The 20,263-nt window shown below is 64.2% G+C and carries 24 protein-coding genes; 18 read left to right on the top strand and 6 right to left on the bottom strand.

The window, feature by feature from the left end:
• Window positions 1–23 precede the first annotated feature (23 nt).
• Window positions 24–1,238: a DesA family fatty acid desaturase gene (locus ACQ7JA_RS21625; protein ID WP_430901589.1), complete on the top strand. Its 1,215-nt coding sequence runs from the start codon at window positions 24–26 to the stop codon at window positions 1,236–1,238.
• 66 nt (window positions 1,239–1,304) lie between these two features.
• On the opposite strand, the gene ACQ7JA_RS21620 is transcribed toward ACQ7JA_RS21625, so the two are convergent.
• The 3 genes from ACQ7JA_RS21620 to rpmB form a co-directional block, all read right to left on the bottom strand.
• Window positions 1,305–2,027, bottom strand: coding sequence for a hypothetical protein (locus ACQ7JA_RS21620; protein ID WP_430901587.1), 723 nt, complete (start codon window positions 2,025–2,027; stop codon window positions 1,305–1,307).
• 169 nt (window positions 2,028–2,196) lie between these two features.
• The gene (rpmG, locus tag ACQ7JA_RS21615; RefSeq protein ID WP_005665735.1) at window positions 2,197–2,364 is read right to left on the bottom strand and encodes a 50S ribosomal protein L33; all 168 of its coding nucleotides are present in this window, start codon (window positions 2,362–2,364) and stop codon (window positions 2,197–2,199) included.
• A gap of 13 nt (window positions 2,365–2,377) precedes the next feature.
• Window positions 2,378–2,614, bottom strand: a complete 237-nt coding sequence (rpmB, locus tag ACQ7JA_RS21610) for a 50S ribosomal protein L28 (RefSeq protein ID WP_005665737.1) — start codon at window positions 2,612–2,614, stop codon at window positions 2,378–2,380.
• A 357-nt stretch (window positions 2,615–2,971) separates the two neighbouring features.
• On the opposite strand from rpmB, the gene ACQ7JA_RS21605 reads away from it, so the two are divergent.
• On the top strand, window positions 2,972–3,322 hold the full coding sequence (locus ACQ7JA_RS21605; RefSeq protein WP_430901584.1) for a hypothetical protein: 351 nt from the start codon (window positions 2,972–2,974) through the stop codon (window positions 3,320–3,322).
• Here ACQ7JA_RS21605 and radC read toward each other — a convergent pair whose 3' ends face one another.
• A complete protein-coding gene (gene radC, locus ACQ7JA_RS21600; RefSeq protein WP_430901582.1) occupies window positions 3,323–3,994 on the bottom strand; it encodes a RadC family protein in 672 nt (223 codons plus the stop codon).
• A 113-nt stretch (window positions 3,995–4,107) separates the two neighbouring features.
• Between radC and ACQ7JA_RS21595 the strand changes: the two genes are divergently transcribed.
• The 6 genes from ACQ7JA_RS21595 (at window position 4,108) to ACQ7JA_RS21570 (ending at window position 9,327) form a co-directional block, all read left to right on the top strand.
• Window positions 4,108–4,557: an FKBP-type peptidyl-prolyl cis-trans isomerase gene (locus ACQ7JA_RS21595; RefSeq protein ID WP_430901580.1), complete on the top strand. Its 450-nt coding sequence runs from the start codon at window positions 4,108–4,110 to the stop codon at window positions 4,555–4,557.
• A 17-nt stretch (window positions 4,558–4,574) separates the two neighbouring features.
• Complete coding sequence (ispH, locus tag ACQ7JA_RS21590) at window positions 4,575–5,522, top strand: 4-hydroxy-3-methylbut-2-enyl diphosphate reductase (protein ID WP_430901578.1); 948 nt, start codon at window positions 4,575–4,577, stop codon at window positions 5,520–5,522.
• Between the two features lie 170 nt (window positions 5,523–5,692).
• Entirely contained in the window at window positions 5,693–6,622 is a 930-nt protein-coding gene (locus tag ACQ7JA_RS21585) for a branched-chain amino acid ABC transporter permease (protein ID WP_430901607.1), read from the top strand.
• Between the two features lie 16 nt (window positions 6,623–6,638).
• Window positions 6,639–7,841, top strand: a complete 1,203-nt coding sequence (locus ACQ7JA_RS21580; protein WP_430901576.1) for an ABC transporter permease subunit — start codon at window positions 6,639–6,641, stop codon at window positions 7,839–7,841.
• Window positions 7,838–8,608, top strand: coding sequence for an ABC transporter ATP-binding protein (locus ACQ7JA_RS21575; protein WP_430901574.1), 771 nt, complete (start codon window positions 7,838–7,840; stop codon window positions 8,606–8,608). The genes ACQ7JA_RS21580 and ACQ7JA_RS21575 overlap by 4 nt, the downstream gene beginning before the upstream one ends.
• Window positions 8,605–9,327 (top strand): ABC transporter ATP-binding protein, encoded by a 723-nt coding sequence (locus ACQ7JA_RS21570; protein ID WP_430901572.1) that lies wholly within the window; start codon window positions 8,605–8,607, stop codon window positions 9,325–9,327. Before ACQ7JA_RS21575 ends, ACQ7JA_RS21570 begins: the two co-directional genes overlap by 4 nt.
• 193 nt (window positions 9,328–9,520) lie before the next feature.
• Here ACQ7JA_RS21570 and ACQ7JA_RS21565 read toward each other — a convergent pair whose 3' ends face one another.
• Complete coding sequence (locus ACQ7JA_RS21565; RefSeq protein WP_430901570.1) at window positions 9,521–10,105, bottom strand: phasin family protein; 585 nt, start codon at window positions 10,103–10,105, stop codon at window positions 9,521–9,523.
• Window positions 10,106–10,439: 334 nt separating this feature from the next.
• Here ACQ7JA_RS21565 and ACQ7JA_RS21560 point away from each other — a divergent pair, with 334 nt between their 5' ends.
• From ACQ7JA_RS21560 to ACQ7JA_RS21550, 3 genes are all read left to right on the top strand, one after another.
• Window positions 10,440–11,360, top strand: a complete 921-nt coding sequence (locus ACQ7JA_RS21560) for a DMT family transporter (RefSeq protein ID WP_430901568.1) — start codon at window positions 10,440–10,442, stop codon at window positions 11,358–11,360.
• A complete protein-coding gene (locus ACQ7JA_RS21555) occupies window positions 11,357–12,052 on the top strand; it encodes a nitroreductase (protein ID WP_430901566.1) in 696 nt (231 codons plus the stop codon). The genes ACQ7JA_RS21560 and ACQ7JA_RS21555 overlap by 4 nt, the downstream gene beginning before the upstream one ends.
• Window positions 12,053–12,175: 123 nt before the next feature.
• Window positions 12,176–13,366, top strand: coding sequence for a serine hydrolase (locus tag ACQ7JA_RS21550; RefSeq protein ID WP_430901564.1), 1,191 nt, complete (start codon window positions 12,176–12,178; stop codon window positions 13,364–13,366).
• Between the two features lie 45 nt (window positions 13,367–13,411).
• On the opposite strand, the gene ACQ7JA_RS21545 is transcribed toward ACQ7JA_RS21550, so the two are convergent.
• Complete coding sequence (locus ACQ7JA_RS21545; RefSeq protein WP_430901562.1) at window positions 13,412–14,215, bottom strand: IclR family transcriptional regulator; 804 nt, start codon at window positions 14,213–14,215, stop codon at window positions 13,412–13,414.
• Window positions 14,216–14,348: 133 nt separating this feature from the next.
• Here ACQ7JA_RS21545 and ACQ7JA_RS21540 point away from each other — a divergent pair, with 133 nt between their 5' ends.
• The 7 genes from ACQ7JA_RS21540 (at window position 14,349) to ACQ7JA_RS21510 (ending at window position 20,257) form a co-directional block, all read left to right on the top strand.
• A complete protein-coding gene (locus tag ACQ7JA_RS21540) occupies window positions 14,349–14,735 on the top strand; it encodes a diacylglycerol kinase (RefSeq protein WP_430901560.1) in 387 nt (128 codons plus the stop codon).
• Between the two features lie 125 nt (window positions 14,736–14,860).
• Window positions 14,861–15,499 carry a peroxiredoxin gene (locus ACQ7JA_RS21535; protein ID WP_231056851.1) on the top strand — a complete coding sequence of 213 codons (639 nt, stop codon included), beginning with the start codon at window positions 14,861–14,863 and terminating at the stop codon, window positions 15,497–15,499.
• A 119-nt stretch (window positions 15,500–15,618) separates the two neighbouring features.
• The gene (locus tag ACQ7JA_RS21530; protein ID WP_430901558.1) at window positions 15,619–16,392 is read left to right on the top strand and encodes a sulfite exporter TauE/SafE family protein; all 774 of its coding nucleotides are present in this window, start codon (window positions 15,619–15,621) and stop codon (window positions 16,390–16,392) included.
• Window positions 16,393–16,507: 115 nt separating this feature from the next.
• Window positions 16,508–17,359: a sulfate ABC transporter permease subunit CysT gene (gene cysT / locus ACQ7JA_RS21525; RefSeq protein WP_430901556.1), complete on the top strand. Its 852-nt coding sequence runs from the start codon at window positions 16,508–16,510 to the stop codon at window positions 17,357–17,359.
• Entirely contained in the window at window positions 17,356–18,270 is a 915-nt protein-coding gene (gene cysW / locus ACQ7JA_RS21520; protein WP_430901554.1) for a sulfate ABC transporter permease subunit CysW, read from the top strand. Before cysT ends, cysW begins: the two co-directional genes overlap by 4 nt.
• Entirely contained in the window at window positions 18,267–19,331 is a 1,065-nt protein-coding gene (locus ACQ7JA_RS21515) for a sulfate/molybdate ABC transporter ATP-binding protein (protein ID WP_430901552.1), read from the top strand. The genes cysW and ACQ7JA_RS21515 overlap by 4 nt, the downstream gene beginning before the upstream one ends.
• Window positions 19,328–20,257, top strand: coding sequence for a CysB family HTH-type transcriptional regulator (locus ACQ7JA_RS21510; protein WP_430901550.1), 930 nt, complete (start codon window positions 19,328–19,330; stop codon window positions 20,255–20,257). The genes ACQ7JA_RS21515 and ACQ7JA_RS21510 overlap by 4 nt, the downstream gene beginning before the upstream one ends.
• The last annotated feature ends 6 nt before the right edge of the window (window positions 20,258–20,263 follow it).

Raw genomic sequence — 20,263 nt, 5'->3', positions numbered from 1 at the left:
GACGTACTATCCATGGAGACTGAATGAATTTCTTGAGTAGCGAACCCGTGCAAGCCGTGCTGATCTTCCTGTCCACCGGCCTGCTCGACCTCACCGGCTGGCAAGTCTTCTTTGTCACGCTGGGGCTGACGCACATCACGATCGCAGCCGTGACGATCTACCTGCACCGTCACCAGGCGCACCGCGCGCTCGAGCTGCACGCCATCCCGAGCCATTTCTTCCGGTTCTGGCTGTGGATGACCACCGGCCAGGTTACCAAGGAATGGGCTTCGATCCACCGCAAGCACCACGCCAAGTGCGATACCGAGGAAGACCCGCACAGCCCGCAGACCCGCGGCATCAAGAAGGTGTTTTTCGAGGGCGCCGAACTGTACCGCGCTGAAAGCAAGAACAAGGAGACCATGGAGAAGTATGGCCATGGCACGCCGGATGACTGGATCGAGCGCAATGTCTACTCGAAGCACAGCGCCATGGGCGTGGTGCTGATGCTGCTGATCGACTTCGCGCTGTTCGGCATCGTCGGTATCTCGGTCTGGGCCGTGCAGATGATGTGGATCCCGATCACCGCGGCGGGCATCATCAACGGCATCGGCCACTACTGGGGCTACCGCAACTACGACTGCAGCGATGCGGCCACCAACATCATTCCCTTCGGCATCCTGATCGGTGGCGAAGAACTGCACAACAACCACCACACCTTCGCCACCTCGGCCAAGCTGTCGAGCAAGTGGTACGAGTTCGACCTGGGCTGGGGCTATATCCGTATCCTGGAAACCCTGCGCCTGGCCAAGGTGAAGAAGGTTGCGCCGAAGCCGGAATTCGCCAAGGACAAGCTGGTCGCCGACCTCGAGACCTTGCAGTCGGTGATCGCCAACCGCTACGACGTGATGGCGAAATATGCGAAGTCGGTGCGCCACGCTTTCCGTGAGGAATTCGAGCACCTGAAGCACAAGGCCGAGCTGGAGTCGCGCTTCCTGAAGAGCTCGCGCAAGTTGATGCAGCGCGAGCCGGGCAAGCTGGAACTGTCGCAGAAGCAGCAACTGGTCGAGCTGTTCCAGCACAGCAAGGCACTGGAAACCATGCACCAGATGCGCGTGGAACTGGGCGCGATCTGGGAACGTTCGCACTCCACCCGCGACCAGCTGCTGCAGCAGCTGCAGGACTGGTGCACGCGCGCCGAAGCCTCGGGCATCAAGTCGCTGCAGGACTTCTCGCTGCGCCTGCGCAGCTACGCATAAGCTGCTTTTTAAAGCATAGTGGCGACGGCTCCCTTCGGGGAGCCGTTTTTCATTGTGGTCAAGTAGCTAGATCAGGAGAACTTGCGCATCTTCCGGCAGCACGAGGCGGGCGCGCGGATCGAAGTTTTCGTTGCCGGTGAAGCGGTGGCAGTAGACCGGGGCGTTGGCGTGGTTGCGCGCCGGTTCGCTGGTCGGAAAGCGGGCCAGCACCTGGCCGCCGTCGTGCACCTCGACCTGGGCGAGCGGCGAACCGCTGCAGACGGAGACGCCGAGCCGGCGCGTGAAGGCCCAGGCCAGCAGGCGATGGTGCCAGGGGACGAGCGGCTCCATGGTCGCGCGCACGTCGCGCAGCAGACTCCGCACTTCGCCGATGGTCCAGGCGTCAGGCGGCAGGGTCGGAATCAGGACCAGGTTGGTGCGCAGGTCCCTGGGGTTCTTGTTGATCGAAAAGCTGCCATCCTGCTGGGCGATGCGGTCCTCGACCGGCACCACGTAGAGCCCGTGCTCGCCAGCGCGTACCGGGAGCGATTCGCCGCCGCCTTCGAGCCAGACGGACAGGTCGTCGGTGCGCACGCCGGCGCGGGCGGCGCGCAACTGGACGGCCAGCACGGCGCGGCCCCGCAAGCCCTGCTGGACCGCCTTGGCCATCGGATAGAACAGCTCCTTGTAGGGGACGAGGCGGTGATGGGTGGACTTGACCTCGACGGTCTGCAATCTGTCCGGACTGTCGGGCGGGGCCGCCTGGGCGCACAGGGTGCAGGCGGCGAGAAGGGAGAGGAAGGGGCGCATGCTGCTCGGCGGGAGAGTCGCGACGCCCCATCCTTCCACGGTCCAGCGGGAATTGCAATATATGCACGCGTGCGTGCTGCGTCGCGTCAGGAAGTGTTGCGTTCGCGCCGCCGCAAATAAAAAAGCCGCCAGTCGAGGACGGCGGCTTTTTCGGGAGAAGCAAGATCGATTACTTGATCTTGGTTTCCTTGTAGATCACGTGCTTGCGTGCCTTCGGGTCGAATTTGGTGATTTCCATCTTCGCCGGCATGGTGCGCTTGTTCTTGGTGGTGGTGTAGAAGTGACCGGTACCTGCGGTCGATTCCAGCTTGATTTTGTCGCGGCCAGTTTTTGCCATGATAGCTCCCTAATTAAACTTTTTCGCCACGGGCACGCATGTCGGCCAGCACGGCGTCGATGCCGAGCTTGTCGATCACACGCAGACCGGCGTTGGACAGACGCAGGGAGACCCAGCGGTTTTCCGATTCCACGTAGATGCGGCGGTTCTGCAGGTTCGGCAGGAAACGACGCTTGGTTTTGTTGTTAGCGTGGGAGACGTTGTTGCCAACCATCACTCCCTTGCCGGTAACTTGGCAGACACGTGCCATAGTGCACTCCTTAAGAATATCCAGGATTGGAAAAACGAGAGTATAGCGTGAAAACCGAAAGCAAATCAATCACTTGCGAAAAACAATGGTGTCTTTTAACTGAGGCCAAATTTAACAATTTAGGATGAGCTCGGTTAAGGCTGGTTTTCAGTACTCGCCGCGGTTGTTTACCCTATCGATGTCTTGCCTACCCAAGACGATTAGTCGCTTTCGATGCATGCATGCTACATTCGACTGTCTGCCCATCTTTCTTTGAGTTACTGCATGCGTCTCCTAGTTCCCCTCCTTCTCGGCCTCGCTTTTCTACTGCCGCCGGCGGTCCATGCCCAAGCCACGTCCAATCCCTTGGCTGAGTGTATGAAAGACAATACGACTGGTAAGGACCGCAAGCTCTTGGCCCGCTGGATGTTTATGGCGATGACAGCCCATCCTGAAATGCGCAACCTGAGCGCCGTGACGCCAGAAGTACGCACCGACACCGACAAGCAGTTGGCGGCCCTTGTCTCCCGCCTGATTTCCGTCACCTGTCCCGGACAGGTGCTCGCCGCCGGCCCACAAAACCGGAAGGCGAGGATGGAAGAAGCCTTCGGGGCGCTGGGGGAAGTTGCCATGCTTGAGCTGATGTCGAATCAGGACGTCGCGAGTTCAATCAACAATTACACCCAGTTCCTCGACCTGAGCAAGCTCAAGGATCTGCTTCAGCCCTGATCAAAGCTGTCCGTGCTCGGCAAAGGAATGCACCTGCGTGCCGGCCACCACGAAGTGGTCGAGCACCCGGATGTCGACCAGCGCCAGCGCCTGCGCCAACGCTGACGTCAGCCGCAAATCGGCCTCGCTCGGCTCCGCCACGCCCGAGGGGTGGTTGTGCGCCAGGATCACGCCGGCGGCATTGCAGTGCAGCGCCGCCTTCACCACCTCGCGCGGGTAGACGCTGGTATGGGTCAGCGTCCCGCGAAACATTTCACTGGAACGGATCAGGCGGTTCTTCACGTCGAGGAAGAGCACCACGAAGGATTCGTGGGTCTGCAGGGCGAACTGGTTGCGCAGGTAGTGGCGCACCGCGTCCGGAGAGCAGAGCCCGGTGCGCTGGAATTCCTCGCCTACCGCGCGCCGGGTCAGCTCGATGGCCGCCTGCAGCTGGGCATACTTGGCCGGCCCGAGTCCGTGCAGCCGGCCGAATTCGCTGGAGGAGGCGTGCAGCAGCCGGTGCAGCGAGCCGAAATGCTCGAGCATGTCGCGCGCCAGCGCCACCGCGCTTTTGCCGGCCACGCCGACGCGCAGGAAGATCGCCAGCAGTTCCGTATCCGACAGGGCAGTGGCGCCGGCGCGCAGCAGCCGTTCGCGCGGGCGCTGCTCTTCCGGCCATTCCGTGATTCTCATGTGGGATCCTTGCCAAAAAATGGGTCGGGCTGCGGCGTCGCGGCGCGGCCCCGGCCCAGTAGCGGTAAAATAGCGGTTTGCCTGAATCAGGCCTGCCAGACACCACAAAGAACATGTCCAACGCACCCGTCGTCAACGCATCCTCCTATCTGACCCTGCATTATCGGCTTGCTACCGCCGACGGTACTGATCTCATCACTACCTTCAGCGGCACCCCAGCCACCTTGCTGCTGGGCCAGGGCCAGCTGGCACCGTTCCTCGAGTCGCGCCTGATCGGCCTGCCGGAAGGCGCCCACGAAACTTTCGAGCTGAGCGCGGCGGACGCCTTCGGCGAGCGCAATCCGGAGCTGATCCAGGCGGTCTCGAAGGCGACGCTGGAAGAGAACTCGGTGCCGGACGCCGACTACAAGGTAGGCGAGCTGATCGAATTCAATGCGCCGAAGGGCGGCCGCTTCGCCGGCGTGCTGCTGGAAATGCGCGAGACCACCGCATTGTTCGACTTCAACCACCCGCTGGCCGGCCAGGCCCTGCGTTTCGAAGTGAAACTGATCTCAGTTCTGTAAACAGGAACATGGAACTCATGGAAAACGAAATCCTCCTCGCCCAGCCGCGCGGCTTCTGCGCCGGCGTCGACCGCGCCATCGAGATCGTCGAGCGCGCGCTGCGCCAGTTCGGCGCCCCGATCTATGTGCGCCACGAGATCGTGCACAACGCCTATGTTGTGGAAGACCTGCGCAACAAGGGCGCGATCTTCATCGAGGAACTGGAAGATGTTCCTGCCGGTAATACCCTGGTGTTCTCGGCCCACGGCGTCTCCAAGGCCGTGCGTGCGGACGCCGAGGCGCGCGGCCTCACCATCTTCGATGCCACCTGCCCGCTGGTGACCAAGGTCCACGTGGAAGTGGCGAAGATGCGCAAGCAGGGCTGCGAGATCATCATGATCGGCCACGACGGCCATCCGGAAGTCGAAGGCACCATGGGCCAGGCGGAAGAGGGCATGCACCTGGTCGAGACCGTCGAGGACATCGCCACGCTGGTAGTCAACAATCCGGACCAGCTGGCCTATGTGTCGCAAACCACCCTGTCGGTCGACGATACCGAGGACATCATCGCGGCACTGAAGGCGCGCTTCCCGAACATCATCGAGCCGAAGAAGGGCGACATCTGCTACGCCACCACCAACCGCCAGGAGGCCGTGAAGTTCCTGGCGCCGCAGGTCGAGGTGGTGATCGTGGTCGGCAGCCCGAACAGCTCGAACTCGAACCGCCTGCGCGAAGTGGCCGAGAAGAAGGGTACCCCGGCCTATATGGTCGATAACGCGAGCAAGATCGACCCGGCCTGGATCGAAGGCAAGAAGCGCATCGGCGTCACCGCCGGCGCCTCGGCCCCGGAAGTGCTGGTGCAGGCCGTGATCGACCGCCTGAAGGAACTGGGCGCGGCCAGCGTGCGCGCCCTCGAGGGCGTCGAGGAGCACGTCGTGTTCCCGCTGCCGAAGGGCCTGGACGGCGCGCGCGCGGAAAGCGCCTGAGCTGTCTGTACAAGAAGCAAATTTGCTGGAAGAGCACGTTTTCCGGTATTAGTTTTCCATTTGCCAAGTTATGATGGCGGCCATCGGAACATGAACGCCAGGCCAGAAACGGCACTGCGGGGCGACCCGGCAGTGCCGTTTTCAATTTCGCCGGAGACTAACGCGCAATGCTGGAAACCTTCCTTCAACAAATCCTCAACGGCCTGGTGCTGGGCAGCATGTATGCCCTGATCGCCCTCGGCTATACCATGGTCTACGGGGTGCTCAACCTGATCAACTTCGCCCACGGCGACGTGCTCATGGTCGGCGCCATGATCGGCCTGACCATCCTCAAGCTGCTCGAGACCCATGCGCCCGGCCTGTCCGGCGGGTTGCAGCTGGCCATCGCCATCCTCGGCGCGATTCCCGTGGCCGTGCTGGTGAACATCGTGATCGAGCGGGTCGCCTACCGCCGGCTGCGCAATGCGCCGCGCCTGGCGCCCCTGATCACGGCGATCGGCGTGTCGATCCTGCTGCAGACCTTCGCCATGATGATCTGGGGCCGCAGCCCGCTGCCTTTCCCGCAGCTGCTCTCGCCGGAACCGGTGAACATCGGCGGGGCGCTGATCTCGCACACCCAGATCCTGCTGCTGGTGCTGGCGGCGCTGTCCATGGTCGCCCTGGTCCTGCTGGTCGAACGCACCAGGATGGGCCGGGCGATGCGCGCCGTGGCCGAGAATCCGCGCGTGGCCGGCCTGATGGGCGTCGATTCGAACCGCGTGATCGTGGCCACCTTCGCCATCGGCGCCGCGCTGGCCGCCGTGGCCGGCGTGATGTGGGGCGCCAACTATGCCTCGATCACCTTCACCATGGGCGTGCTGCCGGGGATGAAAGCCTTCTGCGCCGCGGTGCTGGGCGGGATCGGCAACATCTACGGCGCCATGATCGGCGGCATCCTGTTGGGCATCATCGAAGCGCTCGGCGCCGGCTACATCGGCGACCTCACCGGCGGCTTCCTGGGCAGCCACTACCAGGACATCTTCGCCTTCGTCGTGCTGATCCTCGTGCTGACCCTGCGCCCCTCGGGCATCATGGGCGAGCGCGTGGCGGACCGCGCCTGAAGAGGGAGGACACGATATGGCACTCCTGACTTTCGACATCCAGCACAAGCCGCGCCAGGCCTATGCCAGCATGGCGGCGGTGCTGGTCCTGATGCTGGTCTTCCCCTTCGTCGCTTCCCAGTTCGGCGATTCCTGGGTGCGCATCGTCGACCTCGCGCTGCTTTACATCATGCTGGCGCTGGGCCTGAACATCGTGGTCGGCTTCGCCGGCCTGCTCGACCTGGGCTACATCGCCTTCTTCGCGGTCGGCGCCTATCTCGTCGGCCTGTTCTCCTCGCCGCAGTTTGCAAGCCTGCTGGAATCGCTCATCTACTATTCGCCCGCGCTGGGCGAAGCCCTGGTGGCCTTCTTCGGTCCCGAGATCCAGCAGAACGGCATCCACCTGTCGGTGTGGGCGATCGTGCCGCTGGCGGCGGTCGTCGCCGGCCTGTTCGGCGCGCTGCTGGGGGCCCCGACCCTGAAGCTGCGCGGCGACTATCTCGCCATCGTGACGCTGGGCTTCGGCGAGATCATCCGCATCTTCATGACCAACCTGAACGACCCGATCAACTTCACCAACGGGCCGCAGGGCATCAACATGATCGACCCGATCCGCGTGTTCGGCGTCTCGCTGCACGGGGAGGGGGGCGTGGTGCAGATCGGCGGCTATGCCATGCCCTCGGTGAACGCCTATTACTTCCTGTTCCTGCTGCTGACCATCGTCACCATCTTCACGACCTCCCGCCTGCAGCATTCGCGCCTGGGCCGTGCCTGGGTGGCGATCCGCGAGGACGAGATCGCGGCCAAGGCCATGGGCATCAACACCCGCAACGTCAAGCTGCTGGCCTTCGCCATGGGCGCGAGTTTCGGCGGCGTGGCCGGCGCCATGTTCGGCGCCTTCCAGGGCTTCGTGTCGCCCGATTCCTTCGAGCTGAAGGAATCGATCGCCGTGCTGGCCATGGTGGTGCTGGGCGGGATCGGCCACATCCCCGGCGTGGTGCTGGGCGGCGTGCTGCTGGCGGGGCTGCCGGAAGTACTGCGTCACGTGGTCGAACCGGCCCAGCTGGCGCTGTTCGGCGCCGTCGTCATCGAAGCCGAGGTGCTGCGCCAGCTGCTCTACGGCCTGGCGCTGGTCCTGATCATGCTGTTCAATCCGGCCGGCCTGTGGCCGTCGCCGAACCGCGAGGAGCGGCCGAACGCGGCCCTGGCGCGCGAGGAAGAAGAGGAGGTGAAGGCATGAGCGAGCTGCTGCTGAACATCTCCGGCGTCAACAAGCGTTTCGGCGGCCTGCAGGCGCTGACCGACGTCGGCATCCGCATCGCGCGCGGCCAGATCGTCGGCCTGATCGGCCCGAACGGCGCCGGCAAGACCACCTTCTTCAACGTGATCACGGGCCTCTACCAGCCCGACAGCGGCAGCTTCGAGCTGGCCGGCAAACCGTATTCGCCCTCGGCCCCGCACGAAGTGGCCAGGGCCGGCATCGCGCGCACCTTCCAGAACATCCGCCTGTTCGGCGAGATGACGGCGCTCGAGAACGTGATGGTGGGCCGCCACGTGCGCACCCGCCAGGGCGTGTTCGGCGCGATCTTCCGCCACAAGGCTGCGCGCGAGGAAGAGGCGGCGATCCGCCGGCGCGCCCAGGAACTGCTCGATTTCGTCGGCATCGGCCAGTACGCCGGACGCACCGCCAAATACCTTTCCTATGGCGACCAGCGCCGCCTCGAGATCGCCCGCGCGCTGGCGACCGAGCCGCTGCTGCTGGCGCTGGACGAGCCGGCGGCCGGCATGAACGCCACCGAGAAGCTGGCCCTGCGCGAGCTGCTCGTGAAAATCAAAAACGACGGCAAGACCGTGCTGCTGATCGAGCACGACGTCAAGCTCATGATGGGCCTGTGCGACCGCATCACGGTGCTCGAATACGGCAAGCAGATCGCCGAAGGGCTACCCTCCGAGATCCAGAAGAACGAGGCCGTGATCAAGGCCTACCTCGGCGGAGCGCACGAATGACTGACACTATCCTGAAAGTGGCCGGCCTGAAGGTGGCCTATGGCGGCATCAAGGCGGTCAAGGGACTGGACCTGGAAGTGAACCGGGGCGAGCTGGTGACCCTGATCGGCGCCAACGGCGCCGGCAAGACCACCACCCTGAAAGCGATCACCGGCACCCTCCCGCCGTGCAAGGTCGAGGGCGAGATCCTCTACCTCGGCCAGCCCTTGAAGGGCACGCCATCCTTCCGCATGGTGCAGCAGAAGCTTGCCATGGTGCCGGAAGGGCGGGGCGTGTTCACCCGCATGAGCATCCACGAGAACCTGCTCATGGGCGCGTACACGCGCAATGACAAGGCGGGCATCGCGGACGATATCGAGAAGTGGTACGCGGTCTTCCCGCGCCTGAAGGAACGCGCAAGCCAGCTGGCCGGCACGCTCTCGGGCGGCGAGCAGCAGATGCTGGCGATGGCGCGCGCCCTGATGTGCCACCCGACCCTGCTGCTGCTGGACGAGCCCTCCATGGGGCTGTCGCCGATCATGGTCGAGAAGATCTTCGAGGTGATCCGCGATGTGTCGCAGCAGGGCATCACCATCCTGCTGGTCGAGCAGAATGCGAAACTGGCGCTGCAGGCGGCGCACCGGGGTTATGTGATGGAGTCGGGCAGCCTGACCATGACGGGGGATGCGGCGGCGATGCTCAATGATCCGCGCGTCCAGGCGGCGTATCTCGGCGAGTAGGGTGGACGGCTCTGCCGTCCGCGCGTTCAACTACACGATGAACCGCCGATACGTCTGTGCGAATGGGATTTGAACGCGCGGACGGGAGACCCGCCTTTCGTGGCCCGGTCCACCCTACCAACCCAATTAGTCGCCGCAAACGCAAAAAAGCCGGAAGGTCGCCCTTCCGGCTTTTTACTTTACGACGCGCAGCTTAGGCCGCAGCGGCGGCAGTCGCAGCAGTGGCGGTGTTGCTTGCCTTGCGGGCGGTCGCCGAAAACTGGTTCACGGCGGCGTTCAGGTTCGTCTCGATGGCTTCGACGGCCTGCTTGGTGGTCTTGCTGAACTGCTCGTAGCCGGCGTTGGCGTTGCTGATCGCGGTCTTGACGGCGGCGACATAGCTTTCCGAACCGGCCGGGGCGTTCTTGCTCACTTCGTCGACCAGCGAGATCACCTTGCGGTTGGCTTCGACGATCTGGCCTTCGGCGGCCTTCGAGAACTCGGCGCCGGTGCTGGTGGCGATCGAGGCGAGCTGGCGGCTGTAGGACAGGGCGGTCTCGGCGGTCGGCTGGGCCTGCGAAGCGGTCACCGAGAAGAATTCCTGCGGATCCTTGGCGCTCAGCAGCTGGCGAGCGACGTTCGACGAGGTTTCCAGGGTATTGCGGGCAGTGCTGATGTTCAGGTCGACCAGCTTCTCGACGCTTTCGAAGGTCTTGGTGGTCAGCGAGGAAAACAGGGCGAACTGCGATTCCAGGTTGGCTTTGGTGGCGTTCGAGAACTGCTCAGGAATTGCAAACATGTGGATCTCCAAAATTCAATGCGTACAGTGGATGAAATGTTGCTTGGACCGGTGAGGCAGGTTTTTTCCGTCGAATAGCAACGAAACTCTTTATTGTGCACCGCAACAGGGCGAATTTTCACGCAATTGATTGGGGGAGTCAAGCGATTTTGACGCGCCGCACCATAATCGTGTGCATAAATTTCTTGAATGCATTTCTACTAAGAAATTTCAATATCTTGTTATTGATTCAACGCAAGAAATTGTGGCCTGCCGGGCTCCCGGACGAGGGCCATCGCACCGTGCTAGACTAGGCCCTTGTGTTTTCATCAAGCTGCTGTGCAGCATCTTGCCCATGTCGCACGGCACCTCTTCTCCCGCCCATCCAGCCTCCTCAAGCTCCTGGCTGTCGCCGGTGCCGCTGTTCTTCGTCTTCCTGTGGAGCACCGGCTTCATCGTCGCCAAGCTCGGCCTGCCTTATGCGCCGCCGCTGACCTTCCTGATCCTGCGCTGTCTCGGCGCGCTCGCCGTGCTGCTGCCGATGGTGCTGCTGTTCCGCGCCCCCTGGCCGCGCGGGCAGATCCTGCACGTGGCGGTGGCGGGCCTGCTGCTGCAGGCCGGCTACCTGGGCGGCGTCTGGGCCGCGATCAAGCTCGGCATGCCGGCGGGATTGACCGCACTGATCGTCGGCATGCAGCCCATCCTCACGGCCGCCTGCGCGCCCATGATCGGCGAAAGGGTGCGGTCGCGCCAGTGGCTCGGGCTGGTGCTCGGCCTGTCGGGCGTCGCGCTGGTGGTGTACGCCAAGCTGCACCTGGCCGGCTTGAGCGCCGCCGGTATCCTGCTGTGCGTGTTCGCGCTAGTTTGTATTACCGCCGGCACCATGTACCAGAAGCGCTGGTGCCCGTCCTTCGACCTGCGCACCGGCACCGTGATCCAGTTCGGCGCCACCGTCGTGGTCCTGCTGCCGCTGGCGGTATGGTTCGAAGGCCTGGACCCGGCATTTTCCAGCGTGAGCTGGAGCAGGGACTTCATCGTTGCCTGGCTGTGGTCGATCTTCGCGCTATCGATCGGCGCCATCTTTTTACTGTTCACCCTGATCCGCCGCAGCCAGGCCACCGAGGTCACGAGCCTGCTCTACCTGACCCCGCCCACCACCGCCATCATGGCCTGGCTCCTGTTCGGCGAGGCTTTCAGCCCGCTGGCCCTGGCCGGCATGGCGGTGGCGGTACTCGGCGTGGCATTCGTCGTCAAAAAACAAGGAGACCCCCAATGATCACCAGCCCCCAGCAGGAAGCCGTCGACGCGGCGATCACCTCGCGCCGTTCGATCCGCGCCTTCCTCGACCGCGAAGTCGCGCGTGAAGACATCGAACGCATCCTCGACGTGGCGGCCCGTGCGCCCTCGGGCACCAACACCCAGCCGTGGAAGGTCTACGTGTTGACGGGCAAGGCGCGCGAGCGGCTGGTCGATGCTATTGGGCAGGTGAATGCCGACCCCCAGCAGGCGAAGGAGCATACCGAGGAATACGCCTACTATCCGCGCGAATGGATCTCGCCCTACGTCGACCGGCGCCGCAAGGTGGGCTGGGACCTGTATTCCCTGCTGGGCCTGACGCGCGACAACAAGGCCGGCATGGCGGCCCAGCACGCGCGCAACTACCGCTTCTTCGACGCCCCGGTCGGCCTGATCTTCACGATCGACCGCATCATGGAGCAGGGCTCCTGGCTCGACTACGGCATGTTCCTGCAGAACATCATGGTGGCCGCCCGTGCCCGCGGGCTCGACACCTGCCCCCAGGCCGCCTTCACGCAATACCACCGCGTCATTGCCGAGGAGCTGCAACTGCCGGCGAACGAGATGGTCGTGTGCGGCATGGCCCTGGGATGGGCCGATCCGCAGCGCATCGAAAACACCCTGGTTACGGAGCGCGAAGCGGCGCAAGGATTCGCCCGCTTTCTGGAATAATGCAAGACAAGCGCTGTTGTATTTTGCATTGTTGCCGCACGGAATTTACGTTTTGCTTGCGATAGCACGTCGTTCGGCTACACTGCTTTCGTACCTCATCAGTTTGTGCCGAAGGGTTTTCAGATGTTCAAACTTGCATTGGCCGCCGTCGTTTCGCTGTTGTTTGCCTTCCAGCCCGTGCATGCCGCGGGGGCAGGGGCCGGCGCAGGCGCCAGCAAGAGCGAGGCCGTCAAGAAAAAACAGAAGCGCGGCAGCGCCAAGAAGACCGTGCGCAAGAAGAAGGCCGCGCGCGCCAGCCGCAAGGACCTGGCCCACGCCATCGCCGACGACAACCGCCAGCGCATGGTGCGCCGCGTGGAATTGGTGCGTGGCAAACGCAAGGTGAGTTACCACGTCGTGCGCCGCGCAGCGGGCGCCGCCGCCATCGACCCGCGCAGCCTGGGCGACGTCGCCGGCCTGCGCCGCACCACCGACCCGCTTTCGCTGCGCTCCAACGTCGCTTTCGTGCTGGACCAGAACAGTTCGGAAGTGCTGTTCGAGAAGAATGCCAGCGTCGCCCTGCCGATCGCCTCGATCACCAAGCTCATGACCGGGCTCGTCGTGGTGCAGGCCAGGCAGGATCTGGACGAAGTGCTGCGCATCACCGACGCCGACGTCGACCGCCACAAGTACTCGAGCTCGCGCCTGCCGGTGGGCACGCGCATGACGCGCCGCGAATTGCTGCATATCGCCCTGATGAGTTCGGAAAACCGCGCCGCTTCGGCACTGGGCCGCAACTATCCTGGCGGCATCGACGCCTTTGTCGCCGCCATGAACGCCAAGGCTGCCGAGTTGGGCATGAAGGACACCCACTACGTCGATTCGAGCGGCCTGTCGAGCCGCAATGTGTCGAGCGCACGCGACCTGGCGCGCCTGGTCGCCAGCGCCCACGGCGAGCCGCTGCTGCGCGAATACTCGACCACGCCGAACTCGGTGGTCAAGGCAAGCGGGCGCCCGATGCGTTATGCGAACACGAATTACCTGGTCGCGCTGCCTGACTGGAACATCGGCCTGCAGAAGACCGGCTTCATCAACGAAGCGGGGCGCTGCCTGGTAATGCAGGCGGCCATCCATGGCCGCAACGTGATCATGGTCTTCCTGGATTCGAAGGGGAAAATGTCGCGCACCGCCGACGCGGGCCGGGTGCGCCGCTTCCTCGAGGCGCTGGCCCCGGGCAAGCTCGACGTGCTGGCGCCTGGTACCCTGGGCGAAAGCGTGAACGCGCCGGCAATGGGCGCCTTCAGCGCGGCCGCGCCCGCTCCGGCGCTGCACTGAATCACCTTAGTCCCGCTACGCAGGCATTCAGGGTAGTGGTGGGCTTCAGATGGCGGGAGCCGGGCGGTAGCCCAGCGTCGCCGAGATGCTGGACGCCGTCTGCACCAGGTCTTCCAGCCATTCTTCCTGCAGGCGGTCGGCCGGGGCCGAGATCGACAGGCCGGCCACCAGCTTGCCGCTGTCGTCGAAAATGCCGGCGGCCATGCAGCGCACGCCCAGTTCCAGCTCTTCGTTGTCGCGCGCGTAGCCGCGTGCGCGCACCAGGCTCAGCTCGCGCTCGAAGCGTGCGAGATCCGTGATCGAATTCTTGTTGTGGCCGGCGAGACCCGTGCGGGTGGCGTAGGCGCGGATGGTCTTCGCATCGTCGATCGACAGGAACAGCTTGCCGGTCGAGGTCAGGTGCAGCGGCGCGCGGCCGCCGATGGCGCGCACCACCTGCATGCCGGAGCGCTCGGAGTAGGCGCGGTCGATGTAGACGATCTCGTCGCCCTGGCGCACCGACAGGTTGACGGTCTGCTGGGTTTTCTTGTGCAGGGCGCGCATGAAGTCGAGCGCCGCTTCGCGCACCGACAGCCGGCTTTTCACCACATTGCCCAGTTCCAGCAGGCGCATGCCGAGGCGGTAGGTGCCCGGCTCGACGCGGTCGACGAAGCGCGTGACGACCATGTCGTTCAGGATGCGGTGCGCGGTCGACGGGTGCAGGCCGGAAACCTTCGACAGTTCCTTCAGGCTCACGGGGTCGGAATAGTTGGCCAGGGCGTCGAGCAGCGCCATCATGCGCTCGATCACCTGGATCGAGGTCTTGGCCGGGGCAGAACCCGGGGCCGCTTCAAGGGTTTCCATTTTCATGATGTGGTTGGTGCGGTGCAGTATTCACACCTTTATACCATGATGTGAAACGCAAGCGCAAACCGATGGGCTACGGTGTGCAAGCCGCCAAGGGCGGGGCATAATGACAGTCCGGCAATGATATCGAACCACCATGGAACATCCGATCAGCGAATTCAAGACCAAGCGCGGCATCGCGCGCCTGTTGGCGGCCTGCCGCAATACCTGGGACGGGCTGTCCTGGGCCTGGCGCAGCGAAGCCGCCTTCCGCCAGGAGGTGGTGGTGATCGCGATCGCCACCATCGTCGCCCTCCTGTTGCCGGTGTCCAGTTTCCAGAAGCTGGTGCTGGTCGGCGTCCTGGTGCTGGTGCTGATCGTCGAGATCGTCAACTCGGCCATCGAAGCCATCGTCGACCGTATTTCTCTCGACCGTCATCCCCTGTCCAAGGTCGCCAAGGACATGGGCAGCGCCGCCGTCGCCCTGGCCCTGCTGCTGGCGCTGGCGACCTGGCTCGTGGTGCTGTACAACCGCTTCATGTAGCTCATGCACTGGCAGTACAAGCAAATAAGAAAGCTGTCGTTTGATTCATCCCCATGTCCACTTAGACTAGGGCCTGAAGCAACGCTGTCCACCTTAAGCTGTTCCCCCAAAAACGGAGAAATGACATGACCTTACGCCTCGGCGATACCGCGCCCGATTTCGAACAGGAATCCAGCATCGGCAAGATCCGCTTCCACGAGTGGGCGGGCGATTCCTGGGTGGTGCTGTTCTCGCACCCGGCCGACTTCACGCCGGTCTGCACCACCGAGCTGGGCCTGACCGCCAAGCTGAAACCGGAATTCGACAAGCGCAACGTCAAGGCCATCGCCCTGTCGGTCGATCCAGCCGACAAGCACCGCGACTGGATCAAGGACATCGAGGAAACCCAGCAGACCGTGGTCGGCTTCCCGATCATCGCCGACGCCGACAAGACGGTGTCCAATCTGTACGACATGATCCACCCGGAAGCTTCGGCCACCGCCACCGTGCGTTCGCTGTTCATCATCGATCCGGCCAAGAAAGTGCGTCTGATCATTACCTACCCGATGAGCACTGGCCGCAACTTCGACGAGGTGCTGCGCGTCATCGACGCCCTGCAACTGACCGACGGCTACACCGTCGCGACCCCGGGCAACTGGAAGGATGGCGACGACGTCATCATCCCGCTGACCGTGCAGGATCCGGCCGTGATCGAGCAGAAGTATCCGAAGGGCTACACCTCGCCGCGTCCCTACCTGCGCCTGACGCCTCAGCCAAACAAGTAATCACGCTGCGCGCCGGACGGCCATGCCGTCTGGCGCTCTCTGCATAAGCAAATAAGAATCCTGTTGTTTGCTTCACTGCCGAGTCCCCTTACCCTGTGGCTCAACATGAGGGTAAGTGGATGTCGACGACGTATATCATTGCAGGTTTCGCGGTAGGGTTGCTGGTCGGTATGACCGGCGTCGGCGGCGGTTCGCTCATGACGCCGCTGCTCACCCTGATGTTCGGCGTTTCTCCTTCCGTCGCGGTCGGCACCGACCTGGCCTTCGCCTCGATCACCAAGAGCGTCGGCACCATCACCCACCGTTTCAACCGCACCGTGCAGTGGGCCATCGTCGGCCGCCTCTGCCTGGGCGCCTTGCCGGCCGCCCTGCTGGCGACCCTGGCCCTGAACCATTTCGGCACGCTCGACCAGCACATCGGGCAAGTCATCCGCTATTCCATCGCCGTCTCCGTCATGCTGACCGTCGTCGCGCTGCTGCTGCGCGCGCGCATGCTGGCCTGGATCAATACCCATCCCGAACGCCAGCTGCAGGGCAGGGCGCTGGCCGCCGCCACTATTCTCTCGGGCGCCGTGCTGGGCGTGCTGGTCACCGTGTCCTCGATCGGCGCGGGCGCGATCGGCGCTACCCTGCTGGTCCTGCTCTATCCACGCCTCACGCCGGCCGAGGTGGCGGGCACCGACATCGCCTACGCCGTGCCGCTCACCGCGATCGCGGCCATCGGGCACTGGTGGCTGGGTTCGATCGACTGGATGCTGCTGCTGACCCTGCTCATCGGCTCGGTGCCTGGCATCACCCTGGGCGCCATGGCGGCGCGCAAGGTGCCGGAACGCGTGCTGCGCGGCTTGCTGGCCATGACCCTGACCGGCGTCGCCGCCAAGCTGGTGTGGTGATTGTTCAGCAGCTAATAGCTGATCTGTCTATGCAAATGAGGAATGCGTCGTTTGTAATATAAGCCCTGCGTGAGATTATGAAGGCCTGTTAGAAGGATTTGTAATAAGGGCCTCCATGACCTCGCTTTCCTTGCCGCAGCGGAAATCTCCAGGCCGAGTAATACCCGGCTTCGGCATCTCCCTCGGCTTCACGATTTTCTACCTGGCGTTGATCGTCCTGATCCCGCTCTCGGCGGTCTTCCTGAAGACCTTCACGATGAGCTGGGATGCCTTCTGGACCGCCGTCACCTCCGAGCGCGTGGTCGCTTCCTACCGGCTCACCTTCGGCGCCTCGCTGCTGGCCGCCTTCATCAACGTGATCTTCGGCGGCATCGTGGCCTGGGTGCTGGTGCGCTACACCTTCCCCGGCAAGCGCATCATCGACGCCCTGGTCGACCTGCCTTTCGCCCTGCCCACTGCGGTGGCCGGCATCACCCTGACCGCCCTGTATTCGCACAACGGCCTGATCGGCGAACAGCTCGCCAAGGTCGGCATCAAGGTGGCCTTCACCCCGCTGGGCGTGCTGATCGCGCTGACCTTCATCGGCCTGCCTTTCGTGGTGCGCACGGTGCAGCCGGTGCTGGAGGAGGCCGAGCGCGAACTCGAAGAAGCCGCCGCCAGCCTGGGCGCCTCGCCGCTGCAGACCTTCCGGCGCGTGGTACTGCCCTCGATCGTGCCGGCCCTGCTCACCGGCTTCGCGCTGGCCTTCGCCCGCGCCACCGGCGAATACGGTTCCGTGATCTTCATCGCCGGCAACCTGCCGATGGTCTCCGAGATCACGCCGCTCTTCATCATCACCAAACTCGAGCAGTACGACTACGCAGGCGCCACGGCGATCGCGGTGGTCATGCTGATCATCTCCTTCATCCTGCTGCTGACGATTAACCTGCTGCAGGCATGGACACGCAAGCGGGCGGGCAAAAAATGAGCGCAGTCCTCGACAACCTCAAGGTGGCGCCCAGGGCGGCAGCCCCGGCGCGCCGGCCGAAGACCAATGTGCTGGAGCCGGACTGGGTGCGCTACGCCCTGATCGCGGTGGCGCTGGCTTTCCTGACGCTGTTCCTCTTCGTGCCCCTGGCCGCCGTCTTCACCGAGGCGCTCAAGAAGGGCTGGGACGTCTACCTCGAATCGATCCGCGACCCGGATGCGATATCGGCCATCAAGCTCACGCTGATCGCGGCCGCCATCTCGGTGCCCTTGAACCTCGTGTTCGGCGTGGCCGCCGCCTGGGCCATCGCCAAGTTCGAATTCCGTGGCAAGAGTTTTCTCCTGACCCTGATCGACCTGCCGTTCTCGGTCTCGCCCGTGATCGCGGGCCTGATCTACGTGCTGCTGTTCGGCGCCCAGGGCTGGTTCGGCGACTGGCTGGCCGAGCACGACATCAAGATTCTGTTTGCCGTGCCGGGGATTGTGCTGGCGACCGTCTTCATCACCTTCCCGTTTGTTGCGCGCGAGCTGATTCCGCTGATGCAGCAGCAGGGCACCGAAGAGGAAGAAGCGGCGCTGGTGCTGGGCGCCTCGGGCTGGTCGACCTTCTGGCGCGTGACGATCCCGAACATCAAGTGGGGCCTGCTCTACGGCGTCATCCTGTGCAATGCCCGCGCGATGGGCGAGTTCGGCGCCGTCTCGGTGGTGTCGGGCCACATCCGCGGCGAGACCAACACGATGCCGCTGCACGTCGAGATCCTCTACAACGAATACAACTTTACGGCTGCCTTCGCGGTGGCGTCGCTGCTGGCATTGCTGGCGCTGGTGACGCTCGCGGTGAAGAGTTTTGTCGAATGGCGTCTGCACCAGGCACGCAGCGCGGACGCACGCAATTTGGAGCACGCAGAATGACGATCGAAGTCCAGCACATCCGCAAACAGTTCGGCCAGTTCACTGCGCTCGACGATGTTTCGCTCAAGTTCCCCGACGGCCAGCTGACCGCCTTGCTGGGGCCATCCGGCTGCGGCAAGACGACCCTGCTGCGCGTGATCGCGGGCCTCGAACATCCCGACTCGGGCGCCGTGCTGCTCGACGGCGAAGACGCCTCGCACCGCCACGTGCGCGAGCGCCAGGTCGGCTTCGTGTTCCAGCACTATGCCCTGTTCAAGCACATGACGGTGTTCGAGAACGTCGCCTTCGGTTTGCGCGTGAAGCCGCGCAAGGAGCGCCCGTCCGAAGCCCAGATCCGCGACAAGGTGAAGCAGTTGCTGGAGCTCGTGCAGCTCGACTGGATCGCCGACCGCTATCCGCCGCAGCTGTCCGGCGGCCAGCGCCAGCGCATCGCCCTGGCGCGCGCCCTGGCCGTGGAGCCGCGCGTGCTGCTGCTGGACGAACCCTTCGGCGCCCTGGACGCCAAGGTGCGCAAGGAACTGCGCCGCTGGCTGCGCCGCCTGCACGACGAACTCCACGTGACCTCGATCTTCGTGACCCACGACCAGGAAGAGGCGCTCGAAGTGGCCGACCAGGTGGTCCTGATGAACAAGGGCCGCATCGAGCAGCTCGGTTCCCCGAGCGAGGTGTACAACCAGCCGGCTTCGCCCTTCGTGTACGGCTTCCTCGGCAACGTCAATCTCTTCCACGGCCGTGTGCAGGAAGGCGTGCTGGCCAGCGGCGACGTGAAGTTCCAGGCGGCGGGTGCGCGCGACGGCCAGGGCATCGGCTATGTGCGTCCGCACGACCTGGATGTCGAGCGCTACACGCCGGGCGCCGAAGGCGTGGTGGCCAAGCTGCGCCGCGCCCACGCGATCGGCCCGCTGGCCCAGCTCGACCTGGAGCGCGCCGACAACCAGCAGCTCATCGAGGCGGTGATGCCGAACGAACTGTTTGCCCGCCACGGCTTCGTCGAGGGCGACACCCTGGTCGTCAAGCCACGCCGGATCGAAGTCTTCGTGGATGCAGGAGAGGGAATATGAATTTTCAGCAGCTGCGCTCCGTGCGCGAAGCCGCACGGCGCGACTTCAACCTGACCGAGGTCGCCAATGCCTTGTTCACCTCGCAGCCGGGCGTCTCGCGCCAGATCCGCGAGCTCGAGGACGAGCTCGGGGTCGTGATTTTCGAGCGCAACGGCAAGCGCCTGACCGGCCTGACGCCGCCGGGCAAGGGCATCCTCAAGATCGTCGAGCGCCTGCTGGTCGAGGCCGAGAACCTGCAGCAGGCCAGCGCCGAATTCGCGGCCCAGGACAGCGGCACCCTGACCGTCGCCGTCACCCACACCCAGGCCCGCTATGCGCTGCCGCAGGTGGTGCAATCCTTCCGCAACGCCTACCCCGAGGTGCGCATCGCCCTGCAGCAGAGCGCCCCCGAGCACATCGCGGAATGGGTCCTGTCGGGCAAGGCCGACATCGGCATCGCCACCGAAGGCCTGTCGGCCTTCCCGGACCTGGTTTCCTTCCCCTGCTACCGCTGGAGCCACCTGATCGTGGCGCCGGAAGGGCACCCGATTTTTTCTTCCGGCTCGCCGCTGCGCCTGGAAGACCTGGCCGAGTACCCGCTCATCACTTACGACGTCGGCTTCACCGGCCGCAGCCACATCGACGCCGCCTTCCGCGAAGCCGGCCTGGCGCCGGACATCGTGCTGACCGCGATGGACTCGGACGTCATCAAGCAGTACGTGGCGCTGGGCATGGGCGTGGGGATCGTGGCCTCGATGGCTTTCGACCATGGCCGGGACAAGGGGATGCGGGCGATCGAGGCGTCGCACCTGTTCGCGCCGAACGTGACGCGCCTCGCGGTGCGCAAGGGCTCCTACCTGCGCGCCTATGCCTATCACTTCATCGAGCGTTTCGCCCAGGGTTACACGCGCTCGGATATCGAGAAGGCATTGCAGGCCGTCGAGTAAGGGTTT

The sequence above is a fragment of the Massilia sp. BKSP1R2A-1 genome (assembly GCF_050586525.1).
Lineage (GTDB): Bacteria > Pseudomonadota > Gammaproteobacteria > Burkholderiales > Burkholderiaceae_D > Telluria.
This window is presented reverse-complemented; position numbering and strand designations above follow the sequence as displayed.